We start from the raw sequence: 16,841 nt of genomic DNA on the forward strand, positions 1-16,841 counted from the left end.
ACAGGGGGCCGGAGCCGGCCCCGTATCATTGCCCGCTTTGCGACGGTCGCGCCCTGCGGCCTCTCCTGCTTTCCCGTCTTTTCGCTTTCCCGGTTCCCCCTCCCCCATGTCCCACGGTCTCAATCTCGCCCAGCAAGAAGCGGTCAACTACATGCACGGTCCCTGTCTGGTGCTCGCAGGCGCGGGCTCGGGCAAGACGCGCGTGATCACGCACAAGATCGGCCGGTTGATCCAGTCGGGCCTGAAGCCCGAGCGCATCGCGGCCATCACCTTCACGAACAAGGCGGCCGCCGAAATGCGCGAGCGCGCCAAGGACCTGATCGGGCGCGACGCGCGCAAGGTGGTGGTGTGCACCTTCCACGCACTGGGCGTGCGCATGATGCGGGAAGACGGCCACGTGCTGGGCCTGAAGAAGGCCTTCAGCATCCTGGACAGCGACGACGTCACCAAGATATTGAAAGACTGCGGCGGCACCGTCGACGTCGCCACCGCCCGCATCTGGCAGTGGACGATCAGCAAGTGGAAGAACATGGGCCTGAACGCCACGCAGGCCGCGGCGGCGGCGGTGGACGACAACGAGCGCATCACGGCCGAGATCATGGGCCAGTACGAAGAGCGGCTGCAGGCCTACCAGAGCGTGGACTTCGACGACCTCATCGGCATGCCGCTGAAGCTGCTGTACGAGTTCCCCGAGGTGCGCGCCAAGTGGCAGGCGGCGCTGGGCCACATCCTCGTCGACGAATACCAGGACACCAACGCCACGCAGTACGAAGTGCTCAAGGCCTTGGCGGGCGAGCGCGGCCAGTTCACTGCCGTGGGCGACGACGACCAGTCGATCTACGGCTGGCGCGGCGCCACGCTGGACAACCTGAAGAAGCTGCCGGTCGACTACCCGACGCTCAAGGTCATCAAGCTGGAGCAGAACTACCGCTCCACCAGCGCCATTCTTCGCGCGGCCAACAACGTGATCGGCCCCAACCCCAAGCTGTTTCCGAAGACGCTGTTCTCGGAACTCGGCGAAGGCGAGCCGGTGCGCATCGTCGATGCCGACACCGAACTGCACGAGGCCGAGCGCACGGTGGCGCGCATCATCAGCCTGCGCGCGGGCGATGTGGTTTCGCAGGGCAAGCAGTACAAGGAGTTCCGCGACTTCGCGATCCTGTACCGCGCCAACCACCAGGCCCGCATCTTCGAGCAGGCACTGCGCAAGGCGCAGATTCCGTACAAGGTGTCGGGCGGCCAGAGCTTCTTCGACCGCGCCGAAATCAAGGACCTGTGCGGCTGGTTTCGCCTGTGGGTCAACAACGACGACGACCCGGCGTTCCTGCGCGCCATCACCACGCCCAAGCGCGGCATCGGCCACACGACGCTGGCCAGCCTGGGCAGCTTCGCGAGCCAGTACAAGCTGAGCCTGTTCGCAGCGCTGTTCAGCCCGTCGCTGCCGAGCGTGATCCCGAAGCGCACGCTCGATGGCGTGCACGAGTTCGGTCGCTACATCAACGACCTGGAATACCGCGCGCGCCGCACCATGGGCGCCGAAGCCTCGCGGGCCTTCATGCTCGAGTGGCTCAAGGAAATTGATTACGAGCGCCATCTCTACGAAGGCGAAGACAGCGAGGCCGCGGCCGCCACGCGCTGGACCAACGTACTGGAGTTCGTCGACTGGATGTCGCAACGCGCCGGCGGTTCGCTCGACGACGCCTCGGGCGCCGACGACACCAATCCGAACGAGCACAAGAGCCTGCTCGAAGTGGCGCAGACCATCTCGCTGCTGTCGACCATCAGCGAGCGCGAACAGGACCAGAACGTGGTCACGCTCTCGACGCTGCATGCGTCCAAGGGCCTCGAATGGCCGCATGTGATGCTCATCGGCGTGACCGAAGGCCTGCTGCCTTTCAAGCTCGACGACGACAACGGCCGCCAGAAGGTGGTGAGCGACGAAACCACGCAGCGCCTGCAGGAAGAGCGCCGCCTGATGTACGTGGGCATCACCCGCGCGCAGCGCAGCCTGGCCGTGAGCTGGACCAAGAAGCGCAAGCAGGGCCGCGACATGGTGCCCTGCATGCCGAGCCGCTTCATTGCCGAGATGGGCCTGGACAAGGCCACGACCAAGGAAGACCCGCGCGAGAAACTGAAGGCGCTGCGCGCCGAGTTCGCACGCAAGGCGCTGGACAGCGCGGCCAAGGCCGCCGCCACGCCATGAGGATGACGGCGACGGTGGCGATCGCGTTGCTCACCGCGGTTCTCGCGGCCGGATGCGCGGCCCCGCGCCACGACCCCAACTGCCCCGCCGACGCACGCGAGCTGCCGCTGCAGGCGCTGTACGGCCAGTGGGAAGCCCGCTTCGACGACCTGCCCGGCGCGGCCGTCGTGCAGCTGGGCAAGCACCCCGAATACGCCGGCGTGCGCGGCACCATCACGCGCCGCGCCGATGCCTCGACGAAGTCCACCGTCGCGCAGCTCGCGGGCGATGTCGACGACGAGGGCGCGCTGTCCATCGACGAATCGCTGGACGGCCGCGCCATCAGCGGCGTCTGGTCGGGCACGCTGCAACCGGGCGCCTGCGGCCGCGAGTTCCGCGGCACGTGGCGCGATGCCGCGACCGAGCGCACGCACCCGTTCGTGCTGCGCAAGACCGTCGCACAGGAAGGAAAGCCATGAAGACCACACGACGACACCCTGCCTCCTTGTTCAATCTGCGCACCGTCGCCGCCGTGGCCGCGTGCCTCGGCGCCGCATCTGCCGCGCAAGCACAGGCCGTCGAGAAGCCGGCCAGTCCGCTGGCCGACGCGCAGCTCACCTGGCAGCAGTGCGCCGCGCTCGGCGCGAACAACGAAGCGCGCCTGGCCTGCTACGACCGCTGGTCGCAACAGCAGACACTGCCCTCGGTGTCGGTGCCCGTCGCGCCGCCCGTGCTCGCGAGCACGCAGCCGCCGGTGGACGGCACGATCCCGGCCACGCGCGTGGTGTCGGTCGCCACCACCGAAGGTTGCCGCGACCGCCAGTACTCGTCGCTGTCGCGCTTCTGGGAACTCGAGAACGCCACCGACTGCGGCACCTTCGGCTTCCGCGGCTACCGTCCGCTCACGGTGTCGGCCTCGGCCGCCACCGACAAGCCCCAGCCGCCGACCTCACCGTCGGCCGGCCACACGGCCGAGCCCGTGGCCTACCAGGCGAATGAAATGCGCATCGGCCTGTCGGTGCGCACCAAGCTCGCGCAGGGCATGCTCACGCAGAACGACCCGGTCAAGAAAGATTCGCTGTGGTTCGCGTACTCGCAGCTGTCGACGTGGCAGCTGTTCAACGGCGACATCTCGCGGCCGTTTCGCACCACCGACCACGAGCCGGAGCTGATGTATGTCTACCCGACCGACTTCAAGCTGCCCGGCGGCTGGCGCTGGCGCTACACGGGCGTGGGCATCGTGCACCAGTCGAACGGCCAGAGCCTGCCGCTGTCGCGCAGCTGGAACCGCGTGTACCTGATGGGCGGCGCCGAGCTCGACGACCGCTTCACCATCACGGGCCGCGTCTGGCAGCGCATGTCGGAAAGCGCCGCGAAGGACGACAACCCCGACATCTCCGAGTACATCGGCCGCGCCGAGGTCACGGGCCGCTGGAACCTCAACCGCGACAACCAGCTGGGCATCACGGTGCGCAACAACCTGCGCGACAGCGGCCGCGGATCGGTGCGCCTCGAATGGCTGAAGGCCATCGGCGATCCGACCAAGAGCAACCTGCGTTTCCACACACAGCTGTTCCACGGCTACGGCGACACGCTGGTGGACTACAACCGCAAGCGCACCGTGCTGAGCATCGGCCTCAGCTTGGTGGACTTCTGATCTTCCTCACATCCAGGGCCCTTCAGATGACTGCAGACCTTTCTCCCGTCGATGCCACGCAGCGCGAGATCATCGCGGCCCTGCATGTGGCGCCCGTCTTCGATGCCGCCGCCGAACTCGCGCGGCGCACCGACTTCCTCGCCGACTACCTGCGCAGCACCGGCCTGAAGGCGCTGGTGCTAGGCATCAGCGGCGGCGTCGATTCGCTGACCGCCGGCTGCCTCGCGCAACGCGCGGTCGAGAAGCTGCGCGCCGAAGGCCGCGACGCCACCTTCATCGCGATGCGCCTGCCCTACGGCGTGCAGCGCGACGAGGCCGAGGCGCAGGCAGGGCTGGCGGTGATCCGCCCCGACCGCCTGCTGACGGTGGACATCCGCCCCGCCGCCGATGCGATGCTGGCCGCGCTGCGCGCCGGCGAACTGGTCTTTCGCGACGCAGCGCACGAAGACTTCGTGCTCGGCAACATCAAGGCGCGCCAGCGCATGATTGCGCAGTTCGCAGTGGCCGGCGCGCACGACGGCCTCGTGATCGGCACCGACCACGCGGCCGAAGCGCTCATGGGTTTCTTTACCAAGTTCGGCGACGGCGCGGCCGACGTGACGCCGCTCACCGGCCTCAACAAACGCCGCGTGCGCGCCCTGGCGGCGCTGCTCGGCGCGCCCGATGCGCTGGTCTACAAGGTGCCCACCGCCGACCTCGAATCGCTCGTGCCGGGCAAGCCCGACGAAGATGCCTTCGGCGTGAGCTACGAGCAGATCGACGACTTCCTCGAAGGCAAGCCGGTGTCGGCCGCGGCGCGCGCGGTGATCCTGTCGACACACCGCAAAAGCGCCCACAAGCGGGCGCTGCCGGTCGAGCCGCCAACGCCCTGACAGCGGCGGGAGGGGGCGCCGCCGATGCAAGTGTGAATCGGCGATGGGATTAAGTCTCAGAACGACGTCAACAAACGTTGCGTGTCACCCTTTAGTATCAATTGGTGCGGATACGTCTGTAAAAATTCTGAATGGCTGGCACAACGCCCAGCCCTTTGGAATTCCATGCTTGATGTAGTGAAACCCGAAATCCTCGTGGTCGACGACGACCCCGAGGTCTGCGAAACGCTGGTCGACCTGCTCGAGTCATCGGGCTTCCGGGCACAGGCGGTGCCGGACGGCCTGGCCATGGCGGCGCGCCTCGACCAGCGCGCGTTCTCGCTCGTGATCATCGACCTGCGCCTGAAGAAGGAAGACGGCATCGAGCTCGCGCGCCAGCTGCGCACGCATTCGCGCATTCCGATCATCATCCTCACGGGCCAGGGCACGGCAGCCGATCGCGTGCTGGGCCTGGAAACCGCGGTCGACGACTTCGTCGCCAAGCCCTTCGACAACCGCGAGCTCATTGCGCGCATCCGCGCGCTGCTGCGCCGCTCGGCCGGCACCGGCATGCCGCGCTCGCTGCGCGCCGACCGGCTGAGCCACGAACGTTATTTGTTCGGCGACTGGACCCTCAACATCACCGCCCGCGAGCTGCTGCGCAGCGACGGCTCGCCCTGCGACCTGACCCATGGCGAGTTCGCCTTGCTCGAGGTCTTCGTGCTGCATGCGAACCGGGTCATCGACCGCGAGCAGTTGCTGCTCAAGACGCGCAGCGCCCAGTCGGATGCCGTGAGCCGCACGATCGACGTGCTGGTGTCGCGGCTGCGCCGCAAGATCGAGGACGACCCGGACAACCCGCGCTTCATCTGCACGGAGCGCGGCGCGGGCTACCGCTTTGCGGCGAACGTGGTTCGCTGCTGAGGCGGCCACCGCCAGGCACTGCCCCATGAGCGCTCGCTTCTTCTCCTCTCTGGCGCCCCAGGGCTTGCGATCGCGCAGCCTGCGCGATCGCTGGATCCTGACCTTCGGCGTCCTGGCCATCACCACGGTGGTTCTGGCCGCAGTGGCCATGGTGGCGCTGTTCAACGCCAAGGCCGCGATCCAGGGCTTCGACGAGCGCATCCTGCCGTCCGTGGTGAAGTCGCTCGCGCTGTCGGAACGGGTCACGCACCTTGCGGCGGCGGCGCCCTACGTGGCGGAAATGTCGATCTCGGCGCGGCTCAACCAGGAGAAGGCCGAGTTGCTGAAACGCCAGGACGAAGCGCGGGCGCTTGCGGCGCAGTTGCCAGCGGCCAGCGGAGCGGCCACCGGCATCCCGAAGGTGCTGAATTCGATGCAGGTGGTGCTGGACGACCTGATCGAATTCAAGCGGCGGGACCTCGCGCTGCGCGAAGAAGGCCGCGGACGCATTCATGCGCTGAGCCAGCTGGAACACCACATCGCCGACATGCCCGAGCGTCCCAGGTACGCGGCCGGCCATTCGCTGCTGCTGCTGCGCGTCGCCTTGTACGCCCACAACACGCTCGACCTGGATGAAGCCGAGCGGGTGTACCTGGCCGACGCCCGTTCGGGCAACGCCTTGCGCGTCGATCCGGCCGTTCGCGCGCAGATCGCCGAACTCGCCGACAGCATCTTCGCGCTGCGCAGGCAGCACCTTGCCTTGCGCGACCGCAAGACCCTGCTGCTCACCTCGACGCGCATGTTGTCGGACGAACTCACGCGCTCGGTCGATCGCCACGTGGCAATGCTCAGCGCCGAGGTGTCGTCGCGCGAGCACTCGGTGAGCCTGATCGTCCGTTCGGGGCTCATTGCCGTCACCTTCGCGTTGCTGGTGGCCGCCGCCGCGCTGTTGCTCGGGTTCTGGAACCTGCGGGATTCGCTGCGCGACCTGACCCGTGTCACCTCCGCCATCACGGAGCTGTCGCACGGCAATGCGAGCGCGCAGCCCGATGTGTCGAAGCGCGACGACGAGGTCGGTGCGCTCATCGGTGCGTTCAACGTGTTCCGCGAGAACACGCTGTCGATGCGCCGGATGGGCGCCGACATCGCCGAACAGCGGCGACTGCTGCGCACGGTGCTCGACAGCATCGACGACGGCCTGGGGGCCTTCGACGCCGAAGGCCGTCTCGTGGCCTGGAACCCGCGCTTTGCTGCCCTGCTTCACCTTCCCTCGCAGGCAGTGCATACCGGCGCAACGCTCGACGCGTTGCGCAGCGCGCTGCCGCCCCTGGCCGACGGCCGCCCCGCCGTCGACCTGCTGGGACCGCCCGATGCGCAGCGATGGCGCGAAGACCACCTGCTCGACAACGGCCAGGTGCTGGCCGTGCGCAACCATTCCATGCCGGCCGGCGGCTTCGTCACGCTGTACAGCGACCAGAGCGAGAGCCGCGCCCTCGAACACCAGGTGCGGCAGACGCAGAAGATGGAAGTGCTGGGCCAGCTCACGGGCGGTGTCGCGCACGACTTCAACAACCTGCTCGCGGCCGTCTTCAGCAACCTGCAGCTGCTGCAAGCGCGCGAGGACCTGTCGCCTGACATGCGCCGCATCGTGGACCGCGCGTTCCGTGCCTCGGAGCGCGGTGCCGTGCTCACGACGCGCCTGCTGGCTTTTGCCCGCCGGCAGACGCTGCGCGTCGAGGTACTCGATGTCGACCAGATGCTTGCAGGACTCCAGGACCTCGTCGCCTACTCGCTGGGGCAGGACATCCGCGTCGAACTCGATCTGCAGGCCGACGGGGCCTGTGTGCTGGTCGACGGCGGGCAGCTCGAGAATGCGATCCTCAACCTCGCACTGAACGGCGGTGCCGCCATGCCGCGGGGCGGTGTGCTCACCCTGCACAGCGCACTGCGCCCTGCCGTGCAAGGCGTGGCAGTCAACGCCCCCGGGAGCACGACGGTCGAAATCCGCATCAGCGACACGGGCAGCGGCATGCCGCCCCATGTGCTGGAGCGCATCTTCGAGCCGTTCTTCTCGACCAAGCGGAACGAGGGCAGCGGCCTCGGCCTGAGCATCGTGTACGGCTTCGTCAAGCAGTCCGGCGGCGACATCCGCGTGCAGAGCGTGGTCGGCCAGGGCACGACCTTCACGCTGGCCCTGCCCGAAGCCCCGCCGAATTCCGCGCCGGCGTGCGCACCGCCGCCGCCCGCGTTGTCGCTCGCGCAGATGTGCGTGCTGCTGGTGGACGACGACGCCGATGTGCGCGACGCCACCTTCGAATTCCTGAAGGAGCGCGGTGCGCGGGTGCAGGCGGTGGCGTCCTCGACGGACGCGTCTGCGGCGCTCCAGGCCCAGGCCTTCGACCTGGTGCTGTCCGACGTCAGCCTGGGGCCCGGCGGCGACGGCCTGCAGCTGATGCGCGACGTGCACCGCCTCCATCCCCACATCCCCGTGGTGCTGATCTCGGGCCTCCCCTCCGATCTCCTCGCGCGCCGCCACGGCGTGCCGCCGAACACGCGCATCCTGCGCAAGCCGTTCCTCAACGGCGAACTGATGCAGGCCATTGCGCAGGCGCTGGCGCAGCACCGCGCCGACGCGTCGTCTCCCGCCGCACTCTCCGCCTGAGCCGCTGCCAGAGCTGTTCGAGCCGCCGCCTGCCGCAACGGCGGTCGGCACGCGCGCGCCCACAGTTGTTTGCATTGCGAGTGTTTCGTCATCTCTTTTGATTGTTTACTTTTTATTTACGAAGCTCCGCCCCAATAGCGTCTTGAAGGTCACCTGCTCGCCCCCGCGATGCCGAGGGCCCGCTGCCCATCACAAGACATGCGAAGGAGGAGCGTCCGATGCCAGGACTCGAGACAACAACCGCACCGCGCGCTGCCGCGCCGCGTTCGCCATGAGGACCGCCATGCCGCAAGGCGTGCGCCGCAATCCCGCGCCGGAAGTCGAGCACAGTTTCGTGCGCTCACTGCAGAGCGGCCCCGCGCCCTCGGGCCCGCGCGGCTTTCTGCATTGCCTGCAGCACGGCAGCCCGTCGCCGCTGGAACGCTGGCACTGCCACGACGAATACGAACTGCACCTGATCGCGGACACCCGGGGCTGGGCCTTCGTCGGAGACCATGTCGGGCGCTTCGAGCCCGGGCACCTCGTGCTCACCGGTCCGCGGCTGCCGCACAACTGGGTTTCGCACAACCTCCCCTCCGAGGGTGTCGAACTGCGCAGCCAGGCCCTTCAATTTGCAGACGCGCCGCTGCGCAAGGGCATGGAGGTGTTCAACGAACTCCAGGAAGCCGCCCCGCTGCTGGAGAAGGCACGCTACGGTGTCGAGTTCCTCGGCATCAGCGACTGCGTGCGAGAGCACTTCGACCGCATGCAGGCCTGCGAGGGGCCGGAGCGGTTCGCCGAGTTCCTTCGGCTGCTGAGCCGGCTCGTGCGGTGCAAGAGCCAGCGCGTGCTCTCTTCAGGCTGGCTGCCGGTCAGGGGCCGTGCGGAAACGGTCGATGCCATCGCCAGGGCCGTCGCCTACATCCGCCTGCACCTGGACCAACCGCTGTCGGCGCCGAGTGTTTGCGACCACGCGGGCATCAGCCAGGGCAGCTTCTCGCGCCTGTTCGGTCAATGCACCGAGGTCTCGTTCACCGATTTCGTGAACCGGCTGCGCGTCGGCAAGGCCTGCCAGTTGCTCATGGAAAGCGACCAGCAGATCTCGAGCATCTGCTACGCCGCGGGGTTCAACAACATCGCCAACTTCAACCGGCGCTTCCTGAAGATCAAGGGCATGACGCCCAAGGAATTCCGCCTGCAAGTGGCCATGCGCCACAGCCAGAGCCAGACGCTGCCGATCTCACGCTTCGACATGGAGAACGTCGGCGTGGACGCAATGGCGGCAGCCGGCGCCTTCCGCGAAGGCGCTGCCCTGTACCGTCAGTCGTAGGCGACGGTCACCAGCGCGGCCGACGGCCCGCCGGCCAGCGGGGCCGCGGACGCCAGCAGCGTCAACGTGCCACCTTGCTGGCCGATTGCATGCCATTGCGTGGCATCGATGGCCTGCGCCCGCCCCTGGCCGTCCATGAAGCGTGCGGACACCGCCTGCGTGGGGGCCGCGTCAACCTTCACCCGCGCGCTGGGGCGATCCACAGCCTCACGGGAAAGGACCAGATCGGCCTGCCGTCCGCGCATCCACACCGCCGATTAACAATTGCAATTCAAATTCATTGCCTTGCCCGAGGAAAAAAGGCCTCGACGATCAAGAAGCAATCAATTTCATACGCTTTCTTTCTGCGATATACGAAATATGCGCAAACGCGTATCACACATAAAATATGTCACCATTTATTCACAAGAAAAAGCAACCAACAACAACCAGAGTTAATCACTGCAAATTCTTTATTTCACCCCAAACATTTAAGAAATAGACTCCGCCCGCCCTACAAAAGGCAATGCGTTATTCATTCTTAAAGATTCAGGGAAATCAGATGCAAAAGGGTAGTTTCTTCAAGGCAGCGGCAGTCGCGGCCACCATGGTTCTCTCGCAAGGCGCTCTGGCCGCCGATGGCACCGTCAACTTCACCGGTGAAATCGTCGACACGCTGTGCTCGATCGCACCGGGCAGCCAGAACCTGACCGTGGCGCTGGGCAAGGTCTCGCGCACCGTGTTCGACGGTGCCACCGCCGGCACCGCAGTCGCTGGCAAGAAGTCCACACCGGCCAAGTTCAGTATCGACCTGCTGGGTTGCGGTGCCAGCGCCAAGGGCGCGACCGTGACCTTCACCGGCACCGCCGACCTCGACGACGCAAGCAATCTGCGTTTGGCCAACGCCGGGCAAGTCGGCGTCGGCGCCGCGAGCGGCGTGGCGATCGAGCTCGGCGACTCCGCCGGCACCAAGATCCCGCTCGGCTCGCCGTCGGCTGTCTACACGTTGGGCCAGGGTGACAACGCACTCAAGTTCCAGGCAGCGTATGTGGCAACCCGCTCGGCCGTGACGGTCGGTCCGGCCAACTCGGTCGCGCAGTTCACCATCGCCTACAAGTAATCGGCGCAGGCGCGGCCTTCGCCGCCGGCCGAAATCATTCGCTTCGGCCGACGCGGCGCCTCACCCAGGCGCCACCACTTGCGCAACGCGCCACGGTGGGCGTCACCCCCACTTTCTTTCGCCCACGCCTCGATTGCACTTGATCGTGCGCCGGCGCGACGGGATGCGCGCGTTTTGCGCACCTGAGACCTGAATGCGCCAAGGAATTTCGTCTATGTGCAGCAAGACCTGCCTCCGGTGGTCCTTTGCCCTCCTGCTGACGTTCGGCCTCCAATGGCCGGCCAGTGCGGGCATCACGCTCAGCGGCACGCGCGTGATCCTGGGCGAGAAGGACCGCGAAGCCTCCATTCCGGTGAAGAACACCAGCACCTCGCCCTACGTGGTCCAGACCTGGATCGACGCGGGCGAAGGCCACAACAAGACCCCGCTGCTCGTCACACCGCCGCTGTCGCGACTCGATCCGGGCATGGAGAACATCCTGCGCATCATGCGCGTGGCCGGCGAGTTGCCGGCCGATCGCGAGTCGGTGTTCTGGCTCAACGTGAAGGAGATTCCCGAGCGGTCGAAGGACGAGAACGTCCTTCAGATCGCGGTTCGCAGCCGCATCAAGCTGTTCTACCGGCCGGCGCGGCTTCCGGGCAAACCCGAGGAAGCGCGCACGCAGTTGCGGTGGGTCGTCAGCCCCGCGTCGCAGGGCCAGGGCGCGGTGCTCCGGGTCGCCAATCCGTCGGCGTACCACGTCACGTTCACGGCGCTGAACATCAACGATGGCCAGCAGAGGATCAATGCCGACATGGTGCCGCCGCTCGGCGAAGTCAGCTATCCGTTGAACGCAGTGAAGGCGCCTGAAGCGATCCGGGTGAATTTCACCACGCTCAACGACTACGGTGGCGAAACACCTGAAGAGCAGGTCCAGGTGCCTTCGGGCACCGCACCCGTGGCCGTGGCCGTGAAGGCCGAGTTGCTGCCGCCGGCCGCACCGTCCGAGTCATCTGCCGACCACAAGCGCTGAGCCCGCACCGAGGACGACCCGCCATGCCTCGCTCTTGCGTCTTTCGCTGGCCAACACGATCGGCGCTCCATGCCGCGGTGCTGGGCACGCTCGGTGTGCTGAGCGTGCCTGCGCTCGCGCAGCAACAAACGCCATCGGACCGCGTCGACTTCAATGCGGAATTTCTCAGCATCGGCGGCAACCAGCCGCACGCCGATCTTTCGTTGTTTTCCACCGGCAACCGCGTGTTCGCCGGGACATACCTGGTCGACGTCTCGCTCAACGAGCGCAGCACCGGTCAGACCGACATCCGCTTCGCCGCGGTCGAAGGCAAGGTCAACGCCAGCCCGTGCCTTACGCGCGGCATGCTCGGCGCCTGGGGCGTCAACGTGCGGGTGTTTCCCAGTCTGGCGACCCTTGCGGACGATGCCTGCGTCGACCTGGTCTCGACCATTCCCGAGTCTGCCGCCACCTACGACGGCAGCAAGCAGCGCTTGACGCTCAGCATTCCCCAAGCGGCCTTGAAGCGGTCGGCGCGCGGGGCCGTCGGCCCGGAGAAATGGGACAAGGGCATCACCGCCGCGATGCTCGACTACCAGCTGAACTTCGCACGCTACAGCGGCAGCAGCACGCGCAATGCCACGCAGTTTCCGGCACCGCAACAGAACATCTTCGACGGCAACCCGTTCGTCGACAACACGCGCAAGCCGCAACGCAACACGCTCTTCGCCGGCCTGCGCACGGGCTTCAACATCGGCGACTGGCGCCTGCGCCATTTCTCGACCTACAACCGCGGCCTCGACGGCCGAAGCCGCTGGCAGGGCGTCAGCACGTATGCACAGCGCGACCTGGCGTCGATGAACGCCTACCTGCGCATCGGCGACGGCAACACGCCCGGCAATTTCTTCGACAGCCTGCCATTCCGCGGCGTCCAGATGGCCTCCGACGACGCGATGCTGCCCGACAGCCAGCAGGGCTACGCGCCCACCATTCGAGGCGTCGCCCAGACCAACGCGCGGGTGACGGTGAGGCAGAACGGCTACATCATCCACAGCACCTACGTCGCGCCTGGCCCGTTCGTGATCGACGATCTCTATCCCACCTCGTCGAGCGGCGACCTGGAGGTGAGCATTGCCGAGGCCGACGGCCGGCAGATGCGCTACATGCAGGCCTTCTCGGCCGTGCCCACGCTGCTGCGCGACGGCACCTGGCGCTTCTCGGCTGCTGTCGGCAAGTACCGCCTCGGAGAAGGCGCGGAAACATCGCCGACCGAGCCTTCGATGACGCGGCCTGCCTTCGTGCAAGCCACGCTGGCGCGCGGGCTGGGCAACGAACTCTCACTGTACGGCGGCCTGATGGCAGCCAACATGTACCAGTCGCTGCTCGTGGGCGCCGGCAAGAACCTGCGCAATTTCGGTGCCGTCTCGGTCGACCTGGCCCACGCATGGACCACCGATCGCACCCCCTTGAACGGCACGTCGGTCTACAGCGGGCAGTCGCTGCGCTTCCTGTATTCGAAATCGTTCCTGGACACCGGCACGAGCTTTCGCGTGGCGGGCTACCGCTATTCGACGAGCGGCTACCGCACCTTCCAGGAAGCGGTGCAGATGCAGGACCTGCCGCCGATGGAGTCGTTCCACAGCCGGCGCAACGAGCTGCGCTTCGAGTTGTCGCAACAGCTCGGAGACCGGGGCTCGGTGTACGCCTCGGCACGCCAGCAGAGCTACTGGGGCACCTCGGCCCAGGACCGGCTGGTGCAGATCGGCTACTCGGGCAACCACAAGCAGCTCGGCTACAGCATCTTCTACAACCACAGCACCAGCCTGAACCGCGCGCCGAACCGGCAGATCATGGTCACGCTGACCATTCCCTTCGGCGACACGCACGCCCATGCGCAATACGCCGCCACGCGGGACCACGGCGGCCGGATCGTGCAGCAGGCGAGCGTCTACGGCGCGGCGCTCGACGACAGCCGCCTGACCTACAACCTGACTGCTGCGCATGCCAACCAGGACGGCGACGGCAACACGAGTGCCAGCGCCAGCTACCTCTCGCCGGTGGGCCGCTTCGATCTCGGCCATTCGCGTGGTCCCGGCTACGGCCAGACCACGGTCGGCGTGGCCGGTGGATTGCTGGCACATGCCGACGGCGTGACGCTGTCGCAACCCTTGGGTGAAACCGTGGCACTGGTGCAGGCGCCCAAGGCGCAAGGTGTAGGCCTCGAATCGCGATCAGGCGTGCGCACCGACTGGGCGGGCAATGCGGTCATTCCCAACCTGAGTCCGTACCGGCTCAACCGCGTCGCCCTTCGCACCGGCGATCTGGGCGACACCGTGGAAGTCAAGAACGCAGCGATGGACGTGGTGCCCACACGAGGCGCCGTGGTGGCGGCACGGTTCGAAACCTCGGTGGGCTACCGGCTGTTGATCACGCTGACCAATGGCAAGGGGCGCGCACTGCCACTGGGTGCACGCATCGAGAACGAGAGCGGGCAGGAAGTTGGCGTCGTGGGGCCGGACGGCCAGGCCTTCGTCACGGGGGCGGCCGACAGCGGGCGGCTCACCGTGCGCTGGGGCCAGGAGACAGCAGACCAATGCGAAGCACCGTACGACCTGCCCGTCGAGAGCAGTCCCCCACCCATTCGTGAACTGGCTGCGCAATGCCAGGCGACAGACGGCGCCCCACCTAAGGAAGCGAAATGAGCAAGCGCACTGCACTGGGCATCTGGATGATCGCCTCGACCCTGGGGCTGCTGCTCGGTACCTCGCCGGCTCGGGCCGCCTGCTACATGACCAAGGGCTACGTGGAAAAAGTCGTCAACATGGCCATCGGCCGCGTCGTCATTCCCCACGATGCCGCCGTAGGCACGGTGTTCAAGCAGCAGCTCTTTCCGTTGTCGCTCTCCGGCGCGACCAACAAGCCATGGACCTGCACGAACGGAGGCGTCGTGAAAGGCGTGATGCTGCAGGGCACCCCCGTGTCGGGCTACGACCATGTGTACACCACCGCCGTTCCCGGCGTGGGTATCCGCTTGTCTCGCTATTTCGACAACACCGCAGTCAACTACTACCCGCACGAACGCTCGACCACCACCGACTTCACCGAATTCACTGCAGCGTCGCGCTTTCAGGTGGAGCTGTTCAAGACGGCGCCCGTCACCGGCAACGGCCCGCTCGCGCAGGGCACCTACACCCAGTACTACAGCGTGGCCGACACGCGGTCGGTTCTTACGACCAACTTGCTGGGCGAAGGCATCACCATCATCACGCCGTCGTGCTCGGTCGACGTCGGCTCGCGCAACATCATGGTGCAGTTCGGCAAGGTGCCCAAGGACGGCTTCAAGGGTCGCGGCAGCACCACCGCCGAGCGCAAGTTCAGCATCAAGCTCAACTGCAAGGCGGGGCAGAACGCGCAGAACACGGTGTACCTGCGCATGGATGCGACACAGGATCCGTCCAATGCACAAGGCGTGTTGCAACCTGCGCGCGGCGTGCCGAACCTGGCGACGGGCGTGGGCATCCAGGTGATCGACGAGAAGAGCGTGCCCGTGAAGTTCGGAGAAGAAGCGCTGGTCGGCGTCTCGAGAAACGGCGACTACGTGCTGAACTACACGGCCCGCTACTTCCAGACCGGCAACCAGGTGACACCTGGCCGGGCAGACGGCACCGCGACATTCAACATCGAATACAAGTAGCGGCCTGCGCAAAAGGAACAAGAAACCAGGTGCGGCCCGTACCGGAAGCTGGTCAAGGGAGCATCACCCGGTGGCAGGATCGGATCGAGAAATCGTCCACCCCTGACCAGAATGAAAGCTCTTCGCGCACCGCGAAAGCAGCCCCGGTTCCTTGCGAGCAGTTTCACGATCACGGGCCTGCTCCGCTGTGACTCATCACTGCCGTTTGAAATCGATCATCCCATGACCCTCGAGGGCAAACTCTCCCTGGCCCTGCTGGACAACAGCAGTTCGCGCAGCATCTTGCTTCAGGAGCGCCTGCGCACCATGGGCCACCGGCCCATCACGTTCAGCAGCATCGGTGAGTTGCTGTCCACCCTGAGTCGTGGCACCCGCTTCGACCTGCTGCTGGCCGCTCCAGATGCGATGGGCAGCGAAAGCCTTCTCACCGTGTGCTGGGTGTTGGGAATGCCGGCCCTTCCCATCACCGCGCAGGGCGAACCGGACGTGGTCGCACTGCCTTCCTACTTCGAAGAAATTCCCCTGCCGAGCGGAGGCATCAGCTTCGACCTGCGCCGGATCTCGAACGAAGCGCTGGTGCAGCACATGCACACGCTCTACATGGAACAAGACACCGGCACGGTCGCTCGCCAGAGTGCACCGGACCGCTGGACCTGGGGCGAATACCGCTTCGTCGACGGCAACAACACCGTGCTGCACCGCGACCGCGAGATCTCGCTGCAGCCGCGGCAGTTCTCCTTTGCGCTCGAGCTGTTCCGCAACCTGGGCAACGTGCTGACGCGCTCCTGGCTCATGAGTTCGGTGTGGAAGCTGCCGCCCGAACGCCCCGTGACGCGCTCGCTCGACGCTTGCGCCACGAACGTGCGGCGCAAGTTACTGCTGCAGCGCGAAAACGGCTTCGTGCTGCGCGCGGTCTATGGCCAGGGCTACCAGCTGGTTCCCGTCAGCTCGCCCGCGGGGTACCGGATGTGAGGATGTGAATTGAGAGGGCGACGCCGCCCCTTGCCGGCCCAAAGAAAAGAAAAAGCGACCTCTTCGGAAGGTCGCTTTTTCATGGGGCTGTCACTTCTTGCTTCGGCAGGGCTCAAGACCGCGGCGCCCCGTCTTCCCCCTGCCGCATGCGCCACTCCCCGACGAAATAATCAGCGCGAAACTTCAGGCGTTCGATCACTGCTTCGCGGTTCGGCTGTTGCGCAATGATCAGCACGCATCGCGGCTCGTGCCCCTCGCGAAGTTCCGCCTTGCCCGAGCAAGTCCCCTCGGAGGACTGCTGGAGTTCGAGCCAGCAACTCCACCCTGCGGGCAGACCGAGATCGATGTGTGCGGCGTCCATGGCGATCGAGGATAAGCCGCTCTGAAGCATCCGGCCTCACTAAGTCCTGCATTGACCCTTTCACCCGTGGGACGAGTGCGATGTCGGCGCAGGACGACATCGCCGCGCGCCGTCTGTCCTCAAGGCATGCACGTCGCGCGATCTAGGCTGATGCCTTGCG

14 protein-coding genes are annotated in these 16,841 nt (G+C 66.4%); 12 read left to right on the top strand and 2 right to left on the bottom strand.

Features of this window, described 5'->3' with window-relative positions:
• Positions 1-106 precede the first annotated feature (106 nt).
• The 7 genes from GFK26_RS03135 to GFK26_RS03165 all read left to right on the top strand — a co-directional run bounded on the left by GFK26_RS03135 (position 107) and on the right by GFK26_RS03165 (position 9,564).
• The gene (locus tag GFK26_RS03135; protein ID WP_153280803.1) at positions 107-2,203 is read left to right on the top strand and encodes an ATP-dependent helicase; all 2,097 of its coding nucleotides are present in this window, start codon (positions 107-109) and stop codon (positions 2,201-2,203) included.
• A complete protein-coding gene (locus tag GFK26_RS03140; protein ID WP_153280804.1) occupies positions 2,200-2,661 on the top strand; it encodes a hypothetical protein in 462 nt (153 codons plus the stop codon). The genes GFK26_RS03135 and GFK26_RS03140 overlap by 4 nt, the downstream gene beginning before the upstream one ends.
• Positions 2,658-3,839, top strand: coding sequence for a phospholipase A (locus GFK26_RS03145; protein ID WP_153280805.1), 1,182 nt, complete (start codon positions 2,658-2,660; stop codon positions 3,837-3,839). Before GFK26_RS03140 ends, GFK26_RS03145 begins: the two co-directional genes overlap by 4 nt.
• A 26-nt stretch (positions 3,840-3,865) precedes the next feature.
• Positions 3,866-4,711 carry an ammonia-dependent NAD(+) synthetase gene (gene nadE, locus GFK26_RS03150; protein ID WP_153280806.1) on the top strand — a complete coding sequence of 282 codons (846 nt, stop codon included), beginning with the start codon at positions 3,866-3,868 and terminating at the stop codon, positions 4,709-4,711.
• Between the two features lie 165 nt (positions 4,712-4,876).
• Entirely contained in the window at positions 4,877-5,614 is a 738-nt protein-coding gene (locus GFK26_RS03155; protein ID WP_153280807.1) for a response regulator, read from the top strand.
• A 25-nt stretch (positions 5,615-5,639) separates the two neighbouring features.
• Positions 5,640-8,255, top strand: a complete 2,616-nt coding sequence (locus tag GFK26_RS03160) for an ATP-binding protein (RefSeq protein WP_153280808.1) — start codon at positions 5,640-5,642, stop codon at positions 8,253-8,255.
• 271 nt (positions 8,256-8,526) lie between these two features.
• On the top strand, positions 8,527-9,564 hold the full coding sequence (locus tag GFK26_RS03165; protein ID WP_228121884.1) for a helix-turn-helix domain-containing protein: 1,038 nt from the start codon (positions 8,527-8,529) through the stop codon (positions 9,562-9,564).
• Here GFK26_RS03165 and GFK26_RS03170 read toward each other — a convergent pair.
• Complete coding sequence (locus GFK26_RS03170; RefSeq protein ID WP_153280809.1) at positions 9,555-9,767, bottom strand: hypothetical protein; 213 nt, start codon at positions 9,765-9,767, stop codon at positions 9,555-9,557. The genes GFK26_RS03165 and GFK26_RS03170 overlap by 10 nt on opposite strands.
• Before the next feature lie 338 nt (positions 9,768-10,105).
• Here GFK26_RS03170 and GFK26_RS03175 point away from each other — a divergent pair, with 338 nt between their 5' ends.
• The 5 genes from GFK26_RS03175 (at position 10,106) to GFK26_RS03195 (ending at position 16,320) form a co-directional block, all read left to right on the top strand.
• Positions 10,106-10,663 carry a fimbrial protein gene (locus GFK26_RS03175; RefSeq protein WP_153280810.1) on the top strand — a complete coding sequence of 186 codons (558 nt, stop codon included), beginning with the start codon at positions 10,106-10,108 and terminating at the stop codon, positions 10,661-10,663.
• Between the two features lie 214 nt (positions 10,664-10,877).
• On the top strand, positions 10,878-11,675 hold the full coding sequence (locus tag GFK26_RS03180; RefSeq protein WP_153280811.1) for a molecular chaperone: 798 nt from the start codon (positions 10,878-10,880) through the stop codon (positions 11,673-11,675).
• 23 nt (positions 11,676-11,698) lie between these two features.
• Positions 11,699-14,356: a fimbria/pilus outer membrane usher protein gene (locus tag GFK26_RS03185; RefSeq protein WP_153280812.1), complete on the top strand. Its 2,658-nt coding sequence runs from the start codon at positions 11,699-11,701 to the stop codon at positions 14,354-14,356.
• On the top strand, positions 14,353-15,348 hold the full coding sequence (locus GFK26_RS03190; protein ID WP_153280813.1) for a fimbrial protein: 996 nt from the start codon (positions 14,353-14,355) through the stop codon (positions 15,346-15,348). Before GFK26_RS03185 ends, GFK26_RS03190 begins: the two co-directional genes overlap by 4 nt.
• 222 nt (positions 15,349-15,570) lie before the next feature.
• Positions 15,571-16,320, top strand: a complete 750-nt coding sequence (locus GFK26_RS03195) for a winged helix-turn-helix domain-containing protein (RefSeq protein ID WP_194274014.1) — start codon at positions 15,571-15,573, stop codon at positions 16,318-16,320.
• A gap of 112 nt (positions 16,321-16,432) precedes the next feature.
• On the opposite strand, the gene GFK26_RS03200 is transcribed toward GFK26_RS03195, so the two are convergent.
• Positions 16,433-16,681, bottom strand: a complete 249-nt coding sequence (locus tag GFK26_RS03200) for a hypothetical protein (RefSeq protein ID WP_153280815.1) — start codon at positions 16,679-16,681, stop codon at positions 16,433-16,435.
• Between the last annotated feature and the right edge of the window lie 160 nt (positions 16,682-16,841).

It is taken from the genome of Variovorax paradoxus, assembly GCF_009498455.1.
Classification (GTDB): Bacteria; Pseudomonadota; Gammaproteobacteria; order Burkholderiales; family Burkholderiaceae_C; genus Variovorax; species Variovorax paradoxus_H.